Source organism: Bradyrhizobium sp. (assembly GCF_030693485.1).
Classification (GTDB): domain Bacteria; phylum Pseudomonadota; class Alphaproteobacteria; order Rhizobiales; family Xanthobacteraceae; genus Bradyrhizobium.
Genome location: NZ_JAUYAN010000268.1, coordinates 1 through 16,523 on the forward strand (window position 1 = coordinate 1; position 16,523 = coordinate 16,523).

The window sequence follows — 16,523 nt, forward strand, 5'->3', positions numbered from 1 at the left end:
ATTCTGAAACTGGCGCCACTCGATCCCGTCGACATGCCGCTGTCGGCCGCCGACCGCGGTTCGGCGATTCACGACGCGCTCGGCGAATTCACGCAAGTGTACGCCACCGCGCTGCCACCCGACCCCGCGGGCGCGCTGCGCGTCATTGGCGAGAAATATTTTGCGCCGCTGATGGAGCCGCCGGAAGCCCGCGCGCTGTGGTGGCCGCGCTTCAACCGGATCGCCGGATGGTTCGCGGCCTGGGAACTCGTGCGGCGCGGCGATGTCAGCGCCATCGAGGCCGAGATCCGCGGCGAAATCCCGATTCCGCTCGACAATGCGCGCATCTTTTACCTGTCGGCCCGCGCCGACCGGATCGAACGCCACCATGACGGCAGTTTTGCCATTCTCGACTACAAGACGGGTCAGCCGCCGACCGGCAAGCAGGTCCGCATGGGGCTGTCGCCGCAACTGACGCTGGAGGCGGCGATCCTGCGCGAAGGCGGTTTTGCTGGCATTGCGGCGGGCGCCTCGGTCAGCGAACTCGGCTATGTCAGGCTCAGCGGAAATAATCCGCCGGGCGAAGCGAAGCCGCTGGAGTTGAAGATCAACAAGAGCGATCAGGCACAATCGCCCGATGTGGCCGCGGACTATGCGCGGCAAGAGCTGGAGAAATTAATCCTCAAATTCGAGAACGAGAACGAGCCCTATAGATCGCTCAATCTGCCAATGTGGACGCGCCGCTATGGCTCTTACGACGATCTCGCCCGCATCAAGGAATGGTCCGCGGCGGGCGGCATGGAGATCGAGGAATGGTGACCGCGCTGCGCCCCATTCCCGACGCCGTCCGTGCCACGCAGGAGCGTGCCTCGGATCCCACGGCGTCCGCCTTCGTCTCGGCCAATGCCGGCTCGGGCAAGACCCATGTGCTGGTACAGCGGGTGATCCGGCTGTTGCTCGGCAATGTGCCGCCGGAAAAAATCCTCTGCATCACCTTCACCAAGGCCGCCGCCGCCAACATGGCGGAGCGGGTGTTCTCCACCCTCGGCCACTGGGTCACGCTCGATGACAGGGCGCTCGATGCCGCGATCGCCGAGGCGGGCATCGGGCGCGTCGATGCCAAACTGCGCATGCGTGCCCGCGAACTGTTCGCCTCCGCGCTGGAGACGCCGGGCGGGCTGAAGGTGCAGACCATTCACGCGCTGTGCACCCGGCTGCTGCAGCAATTCCCGTTCGAGGCCAATGTGCCGGCGCGCTTCGCCGTGCTCGACGACCGCGACCAGACCGCGATGATGGAGCGCGCCAACCTCGCGGTGCTGCTCGACGCCTCCAGCGATCCCGACAGCCCGACCGGGCGCGCGTTGACGGTGGCGATGGCCAGTGCGGCCGACGTCACCTTCAAGGATGTCGTGCGCGAGGCCTGTCTCAGCCGCGACCATTTCATGGCCTGGACCGACGACGCCGGCTCGGCCGTTACAGCGGCGGCGCAGGTGTCCGACGCGCTCGGCGTCGATCCCGACGACGATATCGAGAGCGTCGAGCGCGAAATTGTCGACGGGCCGCATCTGCCGCGATCGCGGTGGCAAGAGGTCGCCGCCATTCTTGGCGCCAGCAGCAACGCCGATCAGGCTCAGGCCGGGCGGCTGCGTGAAGCGCTGCTGCTGTCCGGCATCGAGCGGGTGAACCGGTATCTCGACGTGTTCCTCACCGACGCCAGCACGCCGCGCAAATCGGTGCTAACCAAAAAACTTTGCGACGCCAGGCCGCAGCTCGCCCAATGGTTCGACGCCGAAGCCGGCCGGCTCGAAGCCCTGATCGAGCGGCGCCGCGCGCTGACCACCCGCGACCGAACAACAGCGCTGCTCCATATCGCCACCGCGGCGGCGGCGAATTACCGCCGCGAGAAGCAGGAACGCGGCCTGCTCGATTATGACGATCTGATCGACAAGACGCTGGAAATGCTGGACCGGGTGTCCTCCGGCTGGGTGCATTACAAGCTCGACCGCGGCGTCGACCATGTGCTGATCGACGAGGCACAGGACACCAGCCCGCGGCAATGGGACATCGTCGACCACATCATTTCCGAATTCACCTCCGGCGAGGGCGCGCGCGACGGCGTCTTGCGCACCGTGTTCGCGGTCGGTGACGAGAAACAGTCGATCTTTTCGTTTCAGGGCGCAGCACCCCGCGAATTCGACGCCCGCCGCAGATCGCTGCACCGGAAGTTCGTGGATGCCGGCCTGAAATTCGATCCGATCTCGTTCACCTATTCGTTCCGCTCCGGGCCGTCGATCCTGCAATCGGTCGATCATGTGTTCCGCGACCCGGAGATTTACGGCAGCATTCATGCGGTCGAAACTGGCTATCCGATCCACCATTCGCTCGACGACGCCGGGCCGAGTCTGATCGATCTCTGGGAACTGGCGGAAGCCGACGACCGCCAGGACATCGAAGGCTGGCGCGCGCCGTTCGACGGAGTGTCGGCGACATCGCCGGAAGTGAAGCTTTCGAAGCGCATCCAGGCCGAGATCAAGTCGCTGGTCGAAGGCGGCACCATGACCGGCCACACCGGCAAGCGCCGGCCCTTGCGTTACGGCGACGTGCTGGTGCTGGTGCGGCGGCGCGGCAACGCCTTTGATGCCGTGATCCAGGCGCTGAAGCACGCCAATGTCCCGGTCGCCGGCGCCGACCGGCTGAAATTGACCGAGCATATCGCGATCATCGACCTGATGAATCTGGCGGACGCGCTGCTGCTGCCGCAGGACGACCTGGCGCTGGCGGTGGCGCTGAAGAGCCCGCTGTTCGGACTTGACGACGACGACCTGTTCACGCTGGCGTGGCAGCGCAAGGGATCGCTGCGCAACGCGCTGAGCCTTCATGCCGCGGCGGACGGGAAGTTCGGCGACGCGTTGAAGCGCCTCGAAGCCTGCGAGCGCCGGTTTGCCACCGAGCCCCCGTTTGCCTTCTATGGCTGGCTGCTTGGCGGCGACGGCGGCCGCAAACGGATCCTGAAGCGGCTCGGCCATGAGGCCAACGACGCGCTCGACGAATTTCTCGAACTGGCACTGGGCTATGAGCGCAAGGCGCCGGCCTCGCTGCAGGGCTTTATGGCCTGGCTGCGCGCCGCCGACACCGAAGTGAAGCGTGATATGGAAATTTCGCGCGACGAAGTCCGCGTCATGACCGTGCACGGCGCCAAGGGGCTGGAAGCGCCGGTGGTGTTCCTGGTCGACACCACCTCGTCACCGGCGGATACCCAGCGCCTCAAGCTGATCCATCTGCCGCGCGGCAATGCGCAACCTCACGCGCCCGGCGTCGTGGTCTGGGCCGGCAGGAAGGCCGACGATCCCGCTGCGGTCGCCGCCGCCCGCGCGACGATGCTTGACGAGACCGAGGACGAGTATCGCCGGCTGCTGTACGTGGCGATGACGCGGGCGGCCGACCGCCTGATCGTCGGCGGCTGCATGCCGGGCAACATGAAGAGCGTGCGCGAATTCTCCTGGTACGATCTGATCGTCAAGGGCCTCGGCAATTCCGGATTGCAGCTGCAGGAGTTCGAGAACGCCGACGGCCTGGTGGTGAAGCGCTATTCGCGGCCCGAGGATGCCACGGCTCCCATCGCCGGGGCCGCCGCTCCGGCGACCAGTCCACGGGCTGAACTGCCATCATGGCTGTATGGAGCCGCGCCCGCGGAACCCGCCGCCGACAATCTGCTGCGGCCGTCCGATCCCGCCACGGGCGAGGGCCATCCGGTCCGATCAGGCGAATCGGTCCAGTTGCGGGCGCGGGCGCGGTTGCGCGGCACGCTGGTGCACCGGCTGCTGCAATCCCTGCCTGACGTTGCCGCCCAAGGCCGCCGCGACGCAGCGCTGCGGTATCTCGCCCGCAACGCCGGAGGCTGGAGCGAAGGTGAGCGCGAGGCCCTCGCGAAAAGCATGCTGGCCCTGATCGAGGATCTGCGCTTTGCCCCGGTATTCGCGCCCGGCAGCCGGACCGAGGTCTCGATTGCCGGAAGGCTGGAGCGGCCTGGACGGCCGCCGGCGCTGGTTTCGGGGCAGATCGACCGGCTGGTGGTGACCCCGGCCGAGGTCCTGATCGTCGATTACAAGACGAATCACGCCCCGCCGGCAGCCTTGGCCGGAGCTCCCGCCGGCTATGTCAGGCAGCTTGCGCTCTACCGGGCGGTATTGCAGAAGCTTTATCCCCGGTTGCCGGTCCGCGCGGCGCTGCTTTGGACCGAAACCCCTGAATTGATGGAGATTTCTACTCCTGCGCTGGACGCGCAACTGGCAACCGTAATCCAAAGGGATGAGCGAGCTTGACCCGGCAAGACCGCGTTCATAGGTTGACTGCATGATCCGGCGGCGATTCTTATCCCGCATCTTCCCCAACCCGAACGAGGTATTCCCATGGCCGTTGGCAAGGTTTCTGACGCCGATTTCGAAGCCGAAGTGCTCAAGGCGACCGGACCGGTCGTGGTCGATTTCTGGGCCGAATGGTGCGGTCCCTGTCGCATGATCGCGCCCGCGCTCGACGAGATTTCCGGCGCGATGGGCGACAAGGTCAAGATCGTCAAGCTGAACGTCGACGAGAGCCCGAAGACGGCCTCGAAATACGGCGTGATGTCGATCCCGACCTTGATGATCTTCAAGGGCGGCGAGATGGCCTCGCGCCAGGTCGGCGCCGCGCCGAAGGCCAAGCTGCAGCAGTGGATCACGGCTGCGGTCTGAGCTGCGTCTTACGCATTCATCTGATTTTGACGGCCGGCGCCTCGCCGGCCGTTTGCGTTTTGCCGCGTGCCATCCGGCGGTCATGGTCACGTGATCCCACCTTGGATTGATGTTGAGGCGGGTGTCTCGCACGTCGAAGCCTGCATCGGTCAACTCACGCGCCAGATCATCCAGCGGCTTCAGCGTCCGATGGGGCCGGCCATCCAGTACGACGACGACGACATGCCATTGCCGCAACCGAGTTCGAGCACCCGTGCCGGCGGCTTGGGAAAGTGATCGCGTTCCAGCCGCTCCAGCGTCGCGGCCGGGCGCGCAAAATTGCGTTCGTGCTGATCTCCCGCCCAGCCCTGCGACCCCGCCGTTTTCAGGCGGCGGTCATGTGCGTCATAGTCATACATTGGCAGATCGGCTGTCGCTTCGCCTTTCACGGCCCCCAGAATCATATTATAGCATGTTTCTAGTATAGGAATAATCATATTGAAGCATGATAATATAAATGGTACTGAAGTCTATGAGCTGAGCACCCAACCTCTGATCAGGCTGAACCATGAAAGATGATGCCCGCCAACGTGGCCGTAAACGCCTCGATGAACGCTTGTCGGCGCTCAAGCCCGCAGACAGATTTGGCGTCCCCCCGAAAGGCTGGGTCCGCGCTATCCGCGATGCTCTCGGCATGACAGGTGTCCAGTTCGCCCAGCGGCTCCAAATCCGGCCCCAAAGCGTCAGCGCACTGGAAAAATCCGAAGCGAACGGTTCAATCCAGCTCAAGACGTTACGCCGCGCGGCGGAAGCGCTCGATTGCACGCTGGTCTACGCCCTCGTACCGAACACGTCGCTTGACGACGTCATGCGTGCACGCGCGCGCAAGATTGCCATTCGCGAACTGGGGCGTGTCGCCCATACGATGAAGCTGGAAGCGCAAGGCACCGACGGCGCCAATCTCGAAGCGCGCATCGAGACGCATGTCCGCGACGTGCTTAGGGATCGCGATCTGTGGAACGAGCCGTGACGGATCTCTTCCAGGAGCCTGACGATGCAACGCCGCTCGATCCCGCACTGCGCGGCGACCTGCTGCAAAGCTGGATCACCAGCCGCGCCGACCTGAACGAAGCCGAAGAGGAAAATATCGTAAGGGGCGCGACCTGGGGCCGCCGTCGTCGCGGCGAGGCCGCCGATCTTCTGACCGAGCATTTCGTCAAGACGCTGCACAAGCAAATGTTCGGCGAGGTCTGGAAATGGGCGGGAGCCTACCGGAAGGGCGAACTCAATATCGGCATAGCGCCACACCTTATCGTCGCACAGATACCGGCGATGCTCGACGACGCGCGCTATTGGGTCGAGCACAATACCTATGCGCCCGACGAAATCGCGGCCCGCCTGCATCACCGCCTGACGCAGATACACGCTTTTCCAAATGGCAATGGCCGTCACGCGCGCATGATGGCGGATCTGTTCATCGAACGGCTCGGCGGCACAGCCTTTAGCTGGGGAGGCGGAACTCTCGCAGACGCAGGAACATTGCGGGATCGGTATGTAGCGGCTCTTCAAGGAGCGGATCATCACAACATCGAGCCGCTACTGGCTTTCATGCGGTCATAACGAAGGATGCGCCGAGCGCGTTAGCGGGCTCGTACCCACCCCGTCGCCAGCGCGGAGGCGAATTCGGGATAGCCGTTGCGGCGCGCCAGCGCGGCCATCGCTTCGTGATCGTAGGGCACATGCCGGAAGGTGACGTGCCATGCGCCGTCGACCAGTTCCAGCACCGCGTAGCGCGCATCCGGCGTGCCGGCCTCGATCAGATGCGGATAGGGCACGTTGTAGGAAAAGCCGGGAACGCCGACACTGCCGGGATTGACCACCATGCGGCCGTCGCTGAGCCGGACCGCGCGCGCGATATGGGTATGGGCGCACAGAACAAGCGACTGCGAAATGCCTTCCGCTTCCTTCTCGATGGCATCCAGCGCCGACAGCGTGACCGAGCCGTCGGGCATTACCGTCTCCAGCCAGTAGAGATCGTCATTGCCGGGCGTGGCGTGGCAGAGAAACACCTGATCGCGGAAGATTCGCGTCGGTGGGATGGTCCGCAACCAGGCGAGATGTTTCTCGTTAAGCTGCGCGTAGGCGGGCCGGTCCCACGATCCCATCCGCTCCGGCGGCCGGTCGATCAGACAGCGGTCGTGATTGCCCAGCACATGGACGGCGTCGAGCGCCATCAGCGCATCCATCGTCCGCCCCGCTTCGAGCGGGCTGCTGGCCATGTCGCCGAGGTTGACGATCGCATCGATGCCCTGGACGCGGATATCGGCGATGACAGCTTCGAGGGCGAGATGGTTTCCGTGCACATCGGCGATCGCGGCAAAGCGCATGGCTGCTCCTGTTCGGGTCTAGCCCGGCGGGGTGCCGTTGGCCTCAAGCACGTGTCCTGCCAGATACAGCGATCCCGTGATCAGGATACGCGGCGGCACCTCATAGGCCAGCCGCGCCAGCGAGCGCAAGGCGGCCTCGACACCGCCCAGAGTTTCCACCCGCATCCCGAGCGCGCGGGCGGCGTCCGCCAGCCGGTCAGGCGACATCGCGTTGTCGACACCCGGAATCGGCACCGCGATGATGTGGCGGGTGAGGCCGGCGAAATTGGCGAGAAACGCGCCGGCATCCTTGTTGGCCATCATGCCTGTTATCACCACCAGCGGCCGCGATACCCGCTCTTCGAGATCGCCGAGCGCATCAGCGACCACGCGTCCGCCCTCGGCATTGTGTCCGCCGTCGAGCCAGACCTCGCAGCCCGGCGGCGCCTGGTCGACCAGCGCGCCGGACGCCAGCCGCTGCATCCGCGCCGGCCATTCGGCGCTGACGATGCCGGCCTCGAACGCTGCGCTGTCGACCTTCAATGTATCCAGCGCGCGCAACGTGGCGATGGCGAGCCCGGCATTGTCGAACTGATGCCGTCCGAACAATTTTGGCGCCGCCAAATCCATCAACCCGCGTTCATCCTGATAGACCAGTCGCCCGCGCTCGACCCCGACATGCCACTCCTGCCCCGCGCTATACAGCGGCGCGTGCATGCGCCTGGCCTGCGCCTCGATGATGGTGGCGGCGTCGGGCGATTGCTCCGCGCAGATCACCGGCACGTGGCGCTTGATGATGGCGGCCTTTTCCCCGGCGATCGTCGTCAGCGTGTCGCCGAGAAACTCGGTGTGGTCCAGGCTGACAGGCGCGATCACGGTCACCAGCGGCGACTCGATCACATTGGTGGCGTCGAGCCGGCCGCCGAGGCCGACTTCCAGCAGCACCAAATCGGCCGGATGCTGCGCGAACAGGCAGAACGCCGCCGCGGTTTGGATTTCGAAAAAGGTGATGGGCGCGCCGGCATTGGCCTGCTCGCAATGCTCCAGCACCGCGCGCAGTTCTTCGTCGCCGACCAGCGCGCCCCCGCCGGCTGCGCCGAGGCGAAAGCATTCGTTGATCCGCACCAGGGAGGGCGAAGTGTAGACGTGAACGCGCAGGTGGGCGGCTTCCAGGATCGCGCGCAAATAGGCGATCGTCGAACCCTTGCCATTGGTGCCGGCGACATGAATCACCGGCGGCAGATTGCGTTCGGGATGGCCGAGCCGCTGCAGCAGCAGCTGCATCCGCTCCAGACCAAGATCGATGCGGTTGGGATGCAGTGCGGACAGCCGCGCGATCAATTCGCCGAGCGGCTGACCCCGTCTGGCCGCTTGTGCGTTCACGCCTGGGGTGCTGCCGGCGCCGCATCCGCACCGGAGGCGATCTGGGCGGGCTCGATCACGGGGGTTGCGGGCCTCGCGGCGGTTTCCACCGCCGGCGCTTTCGTCAGCAGCCGGCACAGCCGCGCCAGCGTCGGGCGAAGGTCATGGCGATGCACCACCATGTCGACCATGCCGTGGTCTTTCAGATATTCGGCGCGCTGAAACCCTTCCGGCAATTTCTCGCGGATGGTCTGCTCGATCACGCGCGCGCCGGCAAAGCCGATCAGCGCGCCGGGCTCGGCGATCTGCACGTCGCCCAGCATGGCATAGGAGGCGGTGACGCCGCCGGTGGTCGGGTTGGTCAACACCACGATATAGGGCTGTTTGGTTTCGCGCAGCATCTGCACGCCGACGGTGGTGCGCGGCATCTGCATCAGCGACAGGATGCCTTCCTGCATGCGGGCGCCGCCGGAGGCCGCGAACACGATGAACGGCGATTTCTTTTCGACCGCGAGTTCGAGCCCGCGCACGATCGCCTCTCCCGCGGCCATGCCGAGCGAGCCGCCCATGAAATCGAAATCCTGCACCGCGATCACGACACCGGCGCCCTCGAGCTTGCCGTAGCCGACCTTGATGGCGTCGTTCAGGCCGGTCCGGGCGCGCGCATCCTTGATGCGGTCGGCATATTTGCGCTCGTCGCGGAATTTCAGGGGATCGGCCGTCACCTCGGGCAGCGCCACGTCGAACCAGGTCTCGTTGTCGAACACCGATTTCAGCCGCGCCACCGCGCCCATGCGCATGTGGTAGTTCGAGCCGGGGATCACGAACTGGTTGGCCTCGACGTCCTTGTAGAACACCAGCTGGCCGGAATCCGGGCACTTGATCCACAGATTCTCCGGCGTCTCGCGACGCAGGATGTTGCGGATCTTCGGCCGGACGACGTTGGTGAGCCAATTCATGCTTCGCTCCGAAATGCGGTCTCTATCGTTTTGACGCGTTTTCTTGACGCGAACCGGTACCCACTTCGCTTGAAAACGCTATGGGACGCACTGCCTGGATTATATGGCGGTGCGGGCATTCCCCGGCAAGCCGCCGCTAAAGGTCTATCTCCACCGCAATTGTGGCTTATTCGGCGGCCTGCTTGGCTCCCCGGACCCCTTGGGCCAGAGCGGACACCAGATCGGCTACCGCCCGAACGGTTTTCGCGGTCGCCTTGCCCTCGGCATCGAGGCTGCCGGCCAGGGCATCGACCAGCGCGGTGCCGACCACGGCGCCATCGGCGGTCTCCGCGATGCCGCGGGCGGCCTCCGGGGTTCGGATGCCGAAGCCGACGCAAACCGGCAATTTGGTGTGCCGCTTGATGCGGGCGACGGCTTCGCCGACCACGGCGGTATCGGCGCTGGCGCTGCCGGTGATGCCCGTGATCGAGACGTAATAGACAAAGCCGGAAGTGTTGGCGAGCACCGCGGGCAGCCGCCTGTCATCGGTGGTCGGCGTCGCCAGCCGGATGAAATTCAGTCCCGCCTTCATCGCCGGCAGGCACAATTCGGCGTCTTCCTCCGGCGGCAGGTCGACGATGATCAGCCCGTCGACCCCGGCGGATTTCGCGTCGACGAGAAACTTGTCGACGCCGTAGATGTAGATCGGATTGTAGTAACCCATCAGCACCAGCGGCGTCGCGTTGTCGCCTTTGCGAAACTCGCCGACCATCGCCAGCGTTTTCTTCAGCGTCATGCCGGCCTTCAGCGCACGCAGGCCCGCCGCCTGAATCGACGGACCATCCGCCATCGGATCGGTAAAGGGCATGCCGATCTCGATGATGTCGGCGCCGGCTTTCGGCAGCGCCGTGATGATCTCGAGCGCGGTCGCGGGATCGGGATCGCCGGCCATCAGGAAGGTGACAAAGGCCGAACGGCCCTGCCTTTTCAGCTCGGCGAAGCGGGTGTCGATGCGGGTGGTCATGATCGAGTTCCAAAACCGCGCAGCGCGCCGTGTGAGAGACCGATGCAAGAAGCGATCATATCTTCTGGCCCTTCAAAATCTCCGCCACTTGCGGAATGTCCTTGTCGCCGCGGCCGGAGAGGTTGACCACCATCAGGTGATCCCGAGGCCGCTTCGGCGCGAGCTCCATCACCTTGGCGATGGCGTGCGCCGTTTCCAGCGCGGGGATGATACCTTCCTGCCGCGACAGCAGCTGGAACGCGGCCAGCGCCTCGTCGTCGGTGGCGCTGAGATAGGTGACGCGCTTGGTCTCGTAGAGCCAGGAATGCTCCGGGCCGATGCCGGGATAGTCCAGTCCCGCCGAAATCGAATGCGCGTCCTGGATCTGGCCGTCATCGTCCATCAGCAAATAAGTGCGGTTGCCGTGCAGCACGCCGGCCCTGCCGCCCGCGATCGAGGCCGCGTGCAGCTGCGTCAGGCCGTGACCCGCCGCCTCCACGCCGAAGATCTCGACGCCGGGATCATCGAGAAACGGATGAAACAAGCCGATGGCATTGGAGCCGCCGCCGATGCAGGCGACCAGCGAATCCGGCAGCCGGCCCTCGGCTTCCTGCATCTGGGCGCGGGTCTCGACGCCGATGATCGACTGGAAGTCGCGCACCATCATCGGATAGGGATGCGGGCCGGCGACGGTGCCGATGCAGTAAAACGTATCATGCACGTTGGTGACCCAGTCGCGCAGCGCCTCATTCATCGCGTCCTTCAGCGTGCGCGTGCCCGACTGCACCGGGATGACCCTGGCGCCCAGCGTCTCCATCCGGAATACGTTGGGCGCCTGACGCGCGACGTCGACCGCGCCCATATAGACGATGCATTCGAGCCCGAACCGCGCGCACAAAGTGGCGGTGGCGACACCGTGCTGGCCGGCGCCGGTCTCGGCGATGATGCGCTTCTTGCCCATCCGCCGCGCCACCATGATCTGGCCGAGCACATTGTTGACCTTGTGCGAGCCGGTGTGGTTGAGCTCCTCGCGCTTGAAATAGATCTTGGCGCCGCCAAGATGCCCGGTCAGGCGCTCGGCGAAGTAAAGCGGCGACGGCCGCCCGACATAATGCTTGAGGTAGCCGTTCATTTCGGCGTGGAAGGCCGGATCGGCCTTGGCCGCGGCATAGGCCTTTTCCAGCTCGAGGATCAGCGGCATCAGCGTTTCCGCGACGAAGCGGCCGCCGAAATTGCCGAAATGCCCGGTGTCGTCAGGGCCGCTGCGGAAGGAATTCGGAAGATTGGGATTCATCGGACCATCAACTCTTGTTGGCGCGTCGCGCTGCCTCTGCTCCCTCTCCCCGCCCTTGCGGGGAGAGGGTTGGGGTGAGGGGCTCTTTCGGCAAATTCGGTGACAGATGTGAACGCTGTGAGTCCCCCTCACCCGGATCGCAAGCGCGATCCGACCTCTCCCCGTAAACGGGGAGAGGTGAAGTAAGTTCGGTGGCGCGCGCGGCGCGAATGAAATGGCGGATCATCTCGGGATCCTTGATGCCGGAGGCGCGCTCGACGCCGGAGGACACATCGACGCCGCCGGCGCGGGTGACGCGGACGGCTTCCGCGACATTGCCGGCATGCAGGCCGCCCGAGACCATGAAAGGCAGCTTGAGATCGAGATGTTCCAGCACATGCCAGTCGAACACCGCGCCGAGGCCGCCCGGACGCGTGGCGTCCCTGGGCGGGCGGGCATCGAACAGGATGCGATCGGCGACCGCGGCATAGCCAGGCAACGGCGCGAGGTCGGCCACGGTCTCCACCGCCATCGCCTTCATGACCGGCAATCCGAAGGCCTGCTTGATGTCGCGCAGCCGCGCCACGGTCTCCTTGCCATGCACCTGCAAAATATCCGGCCGCAGCGCCTCGACGATATTGGCGAGCGTGGCGTCGTCGGCATCGACCGTGAGCGCCACCTTTGTCGCGCGGCCCCTGGCCTGCTGGCCGAGTTCGCGCGCGGCTTCCAGGCTGATGTGCCGGGGCGAGGGCGGAAAGAACACGAATCCGACCATGTCCGCGCCAGCCCGCAGCGCGACGTCGAGCGTCTCGCGCGTGGACAGGCCGCAGATTTTGACGATCAGGGACATGGTTTCAAAGCAGGCCGGTTTTCAAGGCACGGATACGGGCGCCAGCGACAGGACAGGCAAGGAAGCTGACGGGGCGGGTTCTACAACGTCGCGCCCTGCTTGTCTCGCCCGCCGGTCCCATAGGCGCCGCCCTGCGTCAACGCGGGAAGCCGCTGCAAATCGCCGCGCGGGGCCGTCACGCTCGCGCGCAGATCGGCCAGTTGCGCCCGCGCCGCCCGGGCGTCGGCCTCGTGCCGGCGCGCGGAACGCCGCCAGTGGCTCTGCCGGAACCAGGTCGCCGTGCCGCCCGCCGCCACGCCAAGGATCGCCACCACGATGATGACCACGAACAGCGGCAGCGTCACCGCGACCGTCGGAAAGGCGGAATTGAACGGATCGAACGACACCGTCACCAGATGGCGATTGGCGACCGCAAAGATCACGAAGAACAGGCCCAGCGGAATCAGCACCAGAGCGGAGAAGAATTTTCGCATGGTCATCTCTCGCGTTGACGGAGGCGGCCTGTGTCTCCCGCACCCTCGGCGGACTGAGTGCCGGTACGCGACGCCTAGGCGCCGGCCTCGGGAGCCGCGCCGTCGCGGTTCAGCCGTTCGCGCATTTCCTTGCCGGTCTTGAAAAACGGAACGCTCTTCTGATCGACCGGCACGTGTGCCCCGGTGCGCGGATTGCGTCCGGCGCGGGCGGGGCGATGCTTGACCGAGAACGCGCCGAACCCGCGCAGCTCGACCCGGTCGCCGCGCGCCAGGGCTGCCACGATCTCATCGAGGATCGCGTTCACGATATTCTCGACATCCCGCTGGTAGAGGTGCGGGTTGTGCTCGGCGATACGCTGAACAAGTTCGGATTTGATCATCGAGATTGGGACCCGGGAACATGCGGAAATGCATTTCCGTGAAAATGCCTTGAACTGTCAAGCCGCTAAATCGAATTTGGGCCTCGCGAAAGGGCGTGACAAACGGCCGGATTCAGGATTGCGAGGATACCCGCAGTGCGGGAAACGGGGCCGGCACCCGACCGAGGGTGATCAATTGGCCCCCGCGGGTTGCCACAATGCCAGCATTCCGTCGAGACCGAGGCGATCGACGGCCTGGACCAGGCCGGCATGCTCGACCTGACGCGCGATCACGCTCAACCCCAGCGCGTCCAGCGTAAAAGAGGCCGCCGTTCGCAAAAAAGTCAGATCGCCGAGTCGCGGTGTCAGCTTGAAGTCGCGCACCGGCAAATCGGGCTTGACGTTTTTCTGGGCAACCAGCCAGGCAATGGCGGTCTTCTCGTCGCCGAGCGCATCGACCAGCCTGAGTTCGACCGCCTGGCGGCCGGTGAAGATCCGCCCGTCCGCGACTTTTTCAAGCAAGGCATCGTCCATGCCGCGCCGTTGCTTCACGAGGCCGCGGAACCAGGCGTAGGAATCCTTGACCAGCGAATCCAGTGCAGCGCGCGCTTCCGGACTGGTCGGCTCAAATCCGTTGGGCGCGGCTTTCAGCGGCGAGGATTTCACCTCCTCGACCTTGATGCCGACGGTTTTCATCAACTCGCTGAAATTCGGATACTGGAACAGCACACCGATCGAGCCAACCAGCGAGCTTTGCTGCGCCACGATGTGATCGGCCGCGATCGCGGTGATGTAGCCGCCGGATGCCGCCAGTCCCTCGACCACCACCACCACCGGCTTCTTCGCCTTCAGGCGCACCAGCGCGTCGTAGAGTTGCTCGGAGCCGGCGGTGGTGCCGCCGGGTGAATTGATATGCACGACGACGGCCGCGGCGCTGGATTTTTCCAGCCGCTCCAGCGCCTCGACGCGTCCACTGTCGCTGCGAATCAGGCCATCGATCTTGACCCGTGCGATCGAGCCCGACGTGGTGAACGCGCCGCGGCCGGCCGGCGTCGCCACCACCGCAACCGTGACGATGGCCGCGATCACGACCAGGGCTGCGAGCACTCGCCAGAACGTCAGCTTGCGGCGAATCCGGCGGCGATCGACGATCACGTCTGAATCAAGCGACATCGAGAATTCTCCCAGCGAGCAGTCGTTGAGGGGCCGCACGGTATTCTCCGCGCAGCCCTAATATATCGTGCCTCAATTACATCAATTGCGATGCAATATGAAGAAAACAAGGCCCCGTCGTCGTTCCGGCGGACGCCGGAACCCATACTCCGCGGCAGCAATTGTCGCAGTAGGCGTCTGCCACGGCGTCCGTATCGACAGGACACGGCGTATGGATCCCGGCTCGCGCTCGCAAGGGCTCGCTTGGCCGGGACGACACCGTGGATACAAAAAAGGGCCCCGGTCGAAACCGGGGCCCGATTGATCGGAAACGAACAAGCGGAACTTACTTGTCGGTACGCTGCTTGAGCGCGGTGCCGAGAATGTCGCCCAGCGTCGCCCCCGAATCGGAGGAGCCGTATTGCGCGATGGCTTCCTTCTCTTCGGCGACTTCCAGCGCCTTGATCGAAACCTGCACCTTGCGGGCCTTCTTGTCGAACTGGATCACCCGCGCATCGACCTTTTCGCCGACGGCGAAACGCTCGGCGCGCTGATCTGAACGCTCACGCGCCAGTTCGGACCGCTTGATGAAGGTATTGAAGTCGGTGCCGGCGATCTTCACCTCGATGCCGCTTTCCTTCACTTCCAGCACTTCGCAGGTCACGACCGCGCCCTTCTTGACGTCGCCCGGCTCGGCGAAGGGGTCGCCTTCGAGCTGCTTGACGCCGAGCGAGATGCGCTCCTTTTCGACATCGACATCGAGCACGATGGCCTTGACCATGTCGCCCTTCTTGAAGTTGTCGATCACCTGCTCGCCCGGAAGCTTCCAGTCGAGGTCGGACAGATGGACCATGCCGTCGACATCGCCATCGAGACCCAGGAACAGGCCGAACTCGGTCTTGTTCTTGACTTCGCCTTCGACCGTGGCGCCGACCGGGAACTTCTCGACGAACACTTCCCAGGGATTGCGCATGGTCTGCTTGAGGCCGAGCGAAATGCGGCGCTTGACCGAATCGACCTCGAGAACCTGCACTTCGACTTCCTGCGAGGTCGAAACGATCTTGCCGGGATGCATGTTCTTCTTGGTCCACGACATTTCCGAGACGTGGATCAGGCCTTCGATGCCCGGCTCCAGTTCGACGAACGCGCCGTAGTCGGTGATGTTGGTGACGCGGCCGGTGAAGCGCGCATTGAGCGGATACTTGGCCTCGATGCCCTGCCACGGATCGTCCAGCAACTGCTTCATGCCGAGCGAAATGCGGTGGGTCTCGTGGTTGATCTTGATGATCTTGACCTTGACGGTCTGGCCGATGGTGAGCACTTCGGTCGGGTGATTGACCCGGCGCCAGGCGATGTCGGTGACGTGCAGCAGGCCGTCGATGCCGCCGAGGTCGACGAACGCACCGTAATCGGTGATGTTCTTGACGACGCCGTCGATGACCTGGCCCTCTTCGAGGTTCTGCACCAGTTCCTGGCGCTGTTCGGCGCGGGTCTCTTCGAGAACCGTGCGGCGCGACACCACGATGTTGCCGCGGCGGCGATCCATCTTGAGAATCTGGAACGGCTGCGAATTGTTCATCAGCGGCGCGACGTCGCGGATCGGGCGGATGTCGACCTGCGAGCGCGGCAGGAAGGCCACCGCGCCGTCGAGGTCGACGGTGAAGCCGCCCTTGACCTGGTTGAAGATGACGCCGTGAACCTTCTCGTTGTTGTTGAAGGCCTTCTCGAGCTTGCCCCAGCTCTCCTCGCGGCGCGCCTTGTCGCGCGACAGCACGGCTTCGCCGAGCGCATTCTCGATGCGGTCGAGGAACACCTCGACCTCGTCGCCTACCTTGAGTTCGCTTTCCTTGCCGGGCCCCGCGAATTCACGCAGCGCCACGCGGCCTTCGGTCTTCAGGCCGACGTCGATGACGGCCATGTCCTTCTCGATCGCAACAACGATGCCCTTGATGACGGAGCTTTCCTGCAGATTGCCGCCGGCAAAGGATTCATCGAGCATCGCGGCGAAATCGTCGCGGGAAGGGTTATAGGAAGTAGCAGTCGAAGCCATTTGTTCTCC

Annotated in this window: 14 protein-coding genes and 2 pseudogenes; 5 read left to right on the top strand and 11 right to left on the bottom strand. The window is 64.7% G+C overall.

The window, feature by feature from the left end; genetic code table 11:
• From Q8N40_RS19505 to trxA, 3 genes and pseudogenes are all read left to right on the top strand, one after another.
• Positions 1-798: PD-(D/E)XK nuclease family protein (locus tag Q8N40_RS19505; RefSeq protein WP_305712960.1), on the top strand; the 798-nt coding region annotated here is incomplete at its 5' end.
• Positions 792-4,323 (top strand): annotated as a pseudogene (addA, locus tag Q8N40_RS19510) (double-strand break repair helicase AddA). The gene Q8N40_RS19505 and the pseudogene addA, both read left to right, overlap by 7 nt.
• A 65-nt stretch (positions 4,324-4,388) precedes the next feature.
• Positions 4,389-4,709, top strand: a complete 321-nt coding sequence (trxA, locus tag Q8N40_RS19515) for a thioredoxin (protein WP_016847387.1) — start codon at positions 4,389-4,391, stop codon at positions 4,707-4,709.
• 179 nt (positions 4,710-4,888) lie between these two features.
• On the opposite strand, the gene Q8N40_RS19520 is transcribed toward trxA, so the two are convergent.
• Positions 4,889-5,107: a hypothetical protein gene (locus Q8N40_RS19520; RefSeq protein ID WP_305319962.1), complete on the bottom strand. Its 219-nt coding sequence runs from the start codon at positions 5,105-5,107 to the stop codon at positions 4,889-4,891.
• A 149-nt stretch (positions 5,108-5,256) separates the two neighbouring features.
• Between Q8N40_RS19520 and Q8N40_RS19525 the strand changes: the two genes are divergently transcribed.
• Together Q8N40_RS19525 and Q8N40_RS19530 are read left to right on the top strand one after the other, a co-directional pair.
• The gene (locus tag Q8N40_RS19525) at positions 5,257-5,718 is read left to right on the top strand and encodes a mobile mystery protein A (protein ID WP_305319961.1); all 462 of its coding nucleotides are present in this window, start codon (positions 5,257-5,259) and stop codon (positions 5,716-5,718) included.
• Complete coding sequence (locus Q8N40_RS19530; RefSeq protein ID WP_305712961.1) at positions 5,715-6,308, top strand: mobile mystery protein B; 594 nt, start codon at positions 5,715-5,717, stop codon at positions 6,306-6,308. The genes Q8N40_RS19525 and Q8N40_RS19530 overlap by 4 nt, the downstream gene beginning before the upstream one ends.
• A gap of 20 nt (positions 6,309-6,328) precedes the next feature.
• Here Q8N40_RS19530 and Q8N40_RS19535 read toward each other — a convergent pair whose 3' ends face one another.
• The 10 genes and pseudogenes from Q8N40_RS19535 to rpsA form a co-directional block, all read right to left on the bottom strand.
• Positions 6,329-7,075: a metallophosphoesterase gene (locus Q8N40_RS19535; protein WP_305712962.1), complete on the bottom strand. Its 747-nt coding sequence runs from the start codon at positions 7,073-7,075 to the stop codon at positions 6,329-6,331.
• 18 nt (positions 7,076-7,093) lie between these two features.
• Positions 7,094-8,437 carry a folylpolyglutamate synthase/dihydrofolate synthase family protein gene (locus Q8N40_RS19540; protein ID WP_305319958.1) on the bottom strand — a complete coding sequence of 448 codons (1,344 nt, stop codon included), beginning with the start codon at positions 8,435-8,437 and terminating at the stop codon, positions 7,094-7,096.
• Entirely contained in the window at positions 8,434-9,375 is a 942-nt protein-coding gene (gene accD, locus Q8N40_RS19545; protein ID WP_305712963.1) for an acetyl-CoA carboxylase, carboxyltransferase subunit beta, read from the bottom strand. The genes Q8N40_RS19540 and accD overlap by 4 nt, the downstream gene beginning before the upstream one ends.
• A gap of 166 nt (positions 9,376-9,541) precedes the next feature.
• Positions 9,542-10,378 (bottom strand): tryptophan synthase subunit alpha, encoded by an 837-nt coding sequence (gene trpA / locus Q8N40_RS19550; protein ID WP_305712964.1) that lies wholly within the window; start codon positions 10,376-10,378, stop codon positions 9,542-9,544.
• Positions 10,379-10,433: 55 nt separating this feature from the next.
• Positions 10,434-11,651, bottom strand: coding sequence for a tryptophan synthase subunit beta (gene trpB, locus Q8N40_RS19555; protein WP_305712965.1), 1,218 nt, complete (start codon positions 11,649-11,651; stop codon positions 10,434-10,436).
• Between the two features lie 187 nt (positions 11,652-11,838).
• Positions 11,839-12,480, bottom strand: a pseudogene (locus Q8N40_RS19560) (phosphoribosylanthranilate isomerase); the annotation flags it as partial.
• Positions 12,481-12,560: 80 nt separating this feature from the next.
• The gene (locus Q8N40_RS19565) at positions 12,561-12,953 is read right to left on the bottom strand and encodes a LapA family protein (protein WP_305318039.1); all 393 of its coding nucleotides are present in this window, start codon (positions 12,951-12,953) and stop codon (positions 12,561-12,563) included.
• A 74-nt stretch (positions 12,954-13,027) separates the two neighbouring features.
• Positions 13,028-13,333, bottom strand: a complete 306-nt coding sequence (locus Q8N40_RS19570) for an integration host factor subunit beta (RefSeq protein WP_305318040.1) — start codon at positions 13,331-13,333, stop codon at positions 13,028-13,030.
• 171 nt (positions 13,334-13,504) lie between these two features.
• The gene (sppA, locus tag Q8N40_RS19575) at positions 13,505-14,485 is read right to left on the bottom strand and encodes a signal peptide peptidase SppA (RefSeq protein WP_305318041.1); all 981 of its coding nucleotides are present in this window, start codon (positions 14,483-14,485) and stop codon (positions 13,505-13,507) included.
• Positions 14,486-14,810: 325 nt separating this feature from the next.
• The gene (gene rpsA / locus Q8N40_RS19580) at positions 14,811-16,514 is read right to left on the bottom strand and encodes a 30S ribosomal protein S1 (RefSeq protein WP_305712966.1); all 1,704 of its coding nucleotides are present in this window, start codon (positions 16,512-16,514) and stop codon (positions 14,811-14,813) included.
• Between the last annotated feature and the right edge of the window lie 9 nt (positions 16,515-16,523).

Coding starts and splice junctions, on each gene's coding strand:
- trxA (WP_016847387.1), top strand. CDS start 4,389: ATGGCCGTTGGCAAGGTTTCTGACGCCGATTTCGAAGCCGAAGTGCTC.
- Q8N40_RS19520 (WP_305319962.1), bottom strand. CDS start 5,107: ATGTATGACTATGACGCACATGACCGCCGCCTGAAAACGGCGGGGTCG.
- Q8N40_RS19525 (WP_305319961.1), top strand. CDS start 5,257: ATGAAAGATGATGCCCGCCAACGTGGCCGTAAACGCCTCGATGAACGC.
- Q8N40_RS19535 (WP_305712962.1), bottom strand. CDS start 7,075: ATGCGCTTTGCCGCGATCGCCGATGTGCACGGAAACCATCTCGCCCTC.
- accD (WP_305712963.1), bottom strand. CDS start 9,375: ATGAATTGGCTCACCAACGTCGTCCGGCCGAAGATCCGCAACATCCTG.
- trpA (WP_305712964.1), bottom strand. CDS start 10,378: ATGACCACCCGCATCGACACCCGCTTCGCCGAGCTGAAAAGGCAGGGC.
- trpB (WP_305712965.1), bottom strand. CDS start 11,651: ATGAATCCCAATCTTCCGAATTCCTTCCGCAGCGGCCCTGACGACACC.
- Q8N40_RS19565 (WP_305318039.1), bottom strand. CDS start 12,953: ATGCGAAAATTCTTCTCCGCTCTGGTGCTGATTCCGCTGGGCCTGTTC.
- Q8N40_RS19570 (WP_305318040.1), bottom strand. CDS start 13,333: ATGATCAAATCCGAACTTGTTCAGCGTATCGCCGAGCACAACCCGCAC.
- sppA (WP_305318041.1), bottom strand. CDS start 14,485: ATGTCGCTTGATTCAGACGTGATCGTCGATCGCCGCCGGATTCGCCGC.
- rpsA (WP_305712966.1), bottom strand. CDS start 16,514: ATGGCTTCGACTGCTACTTCCTATAACCCTTCCCGCGACGATTTCGCC.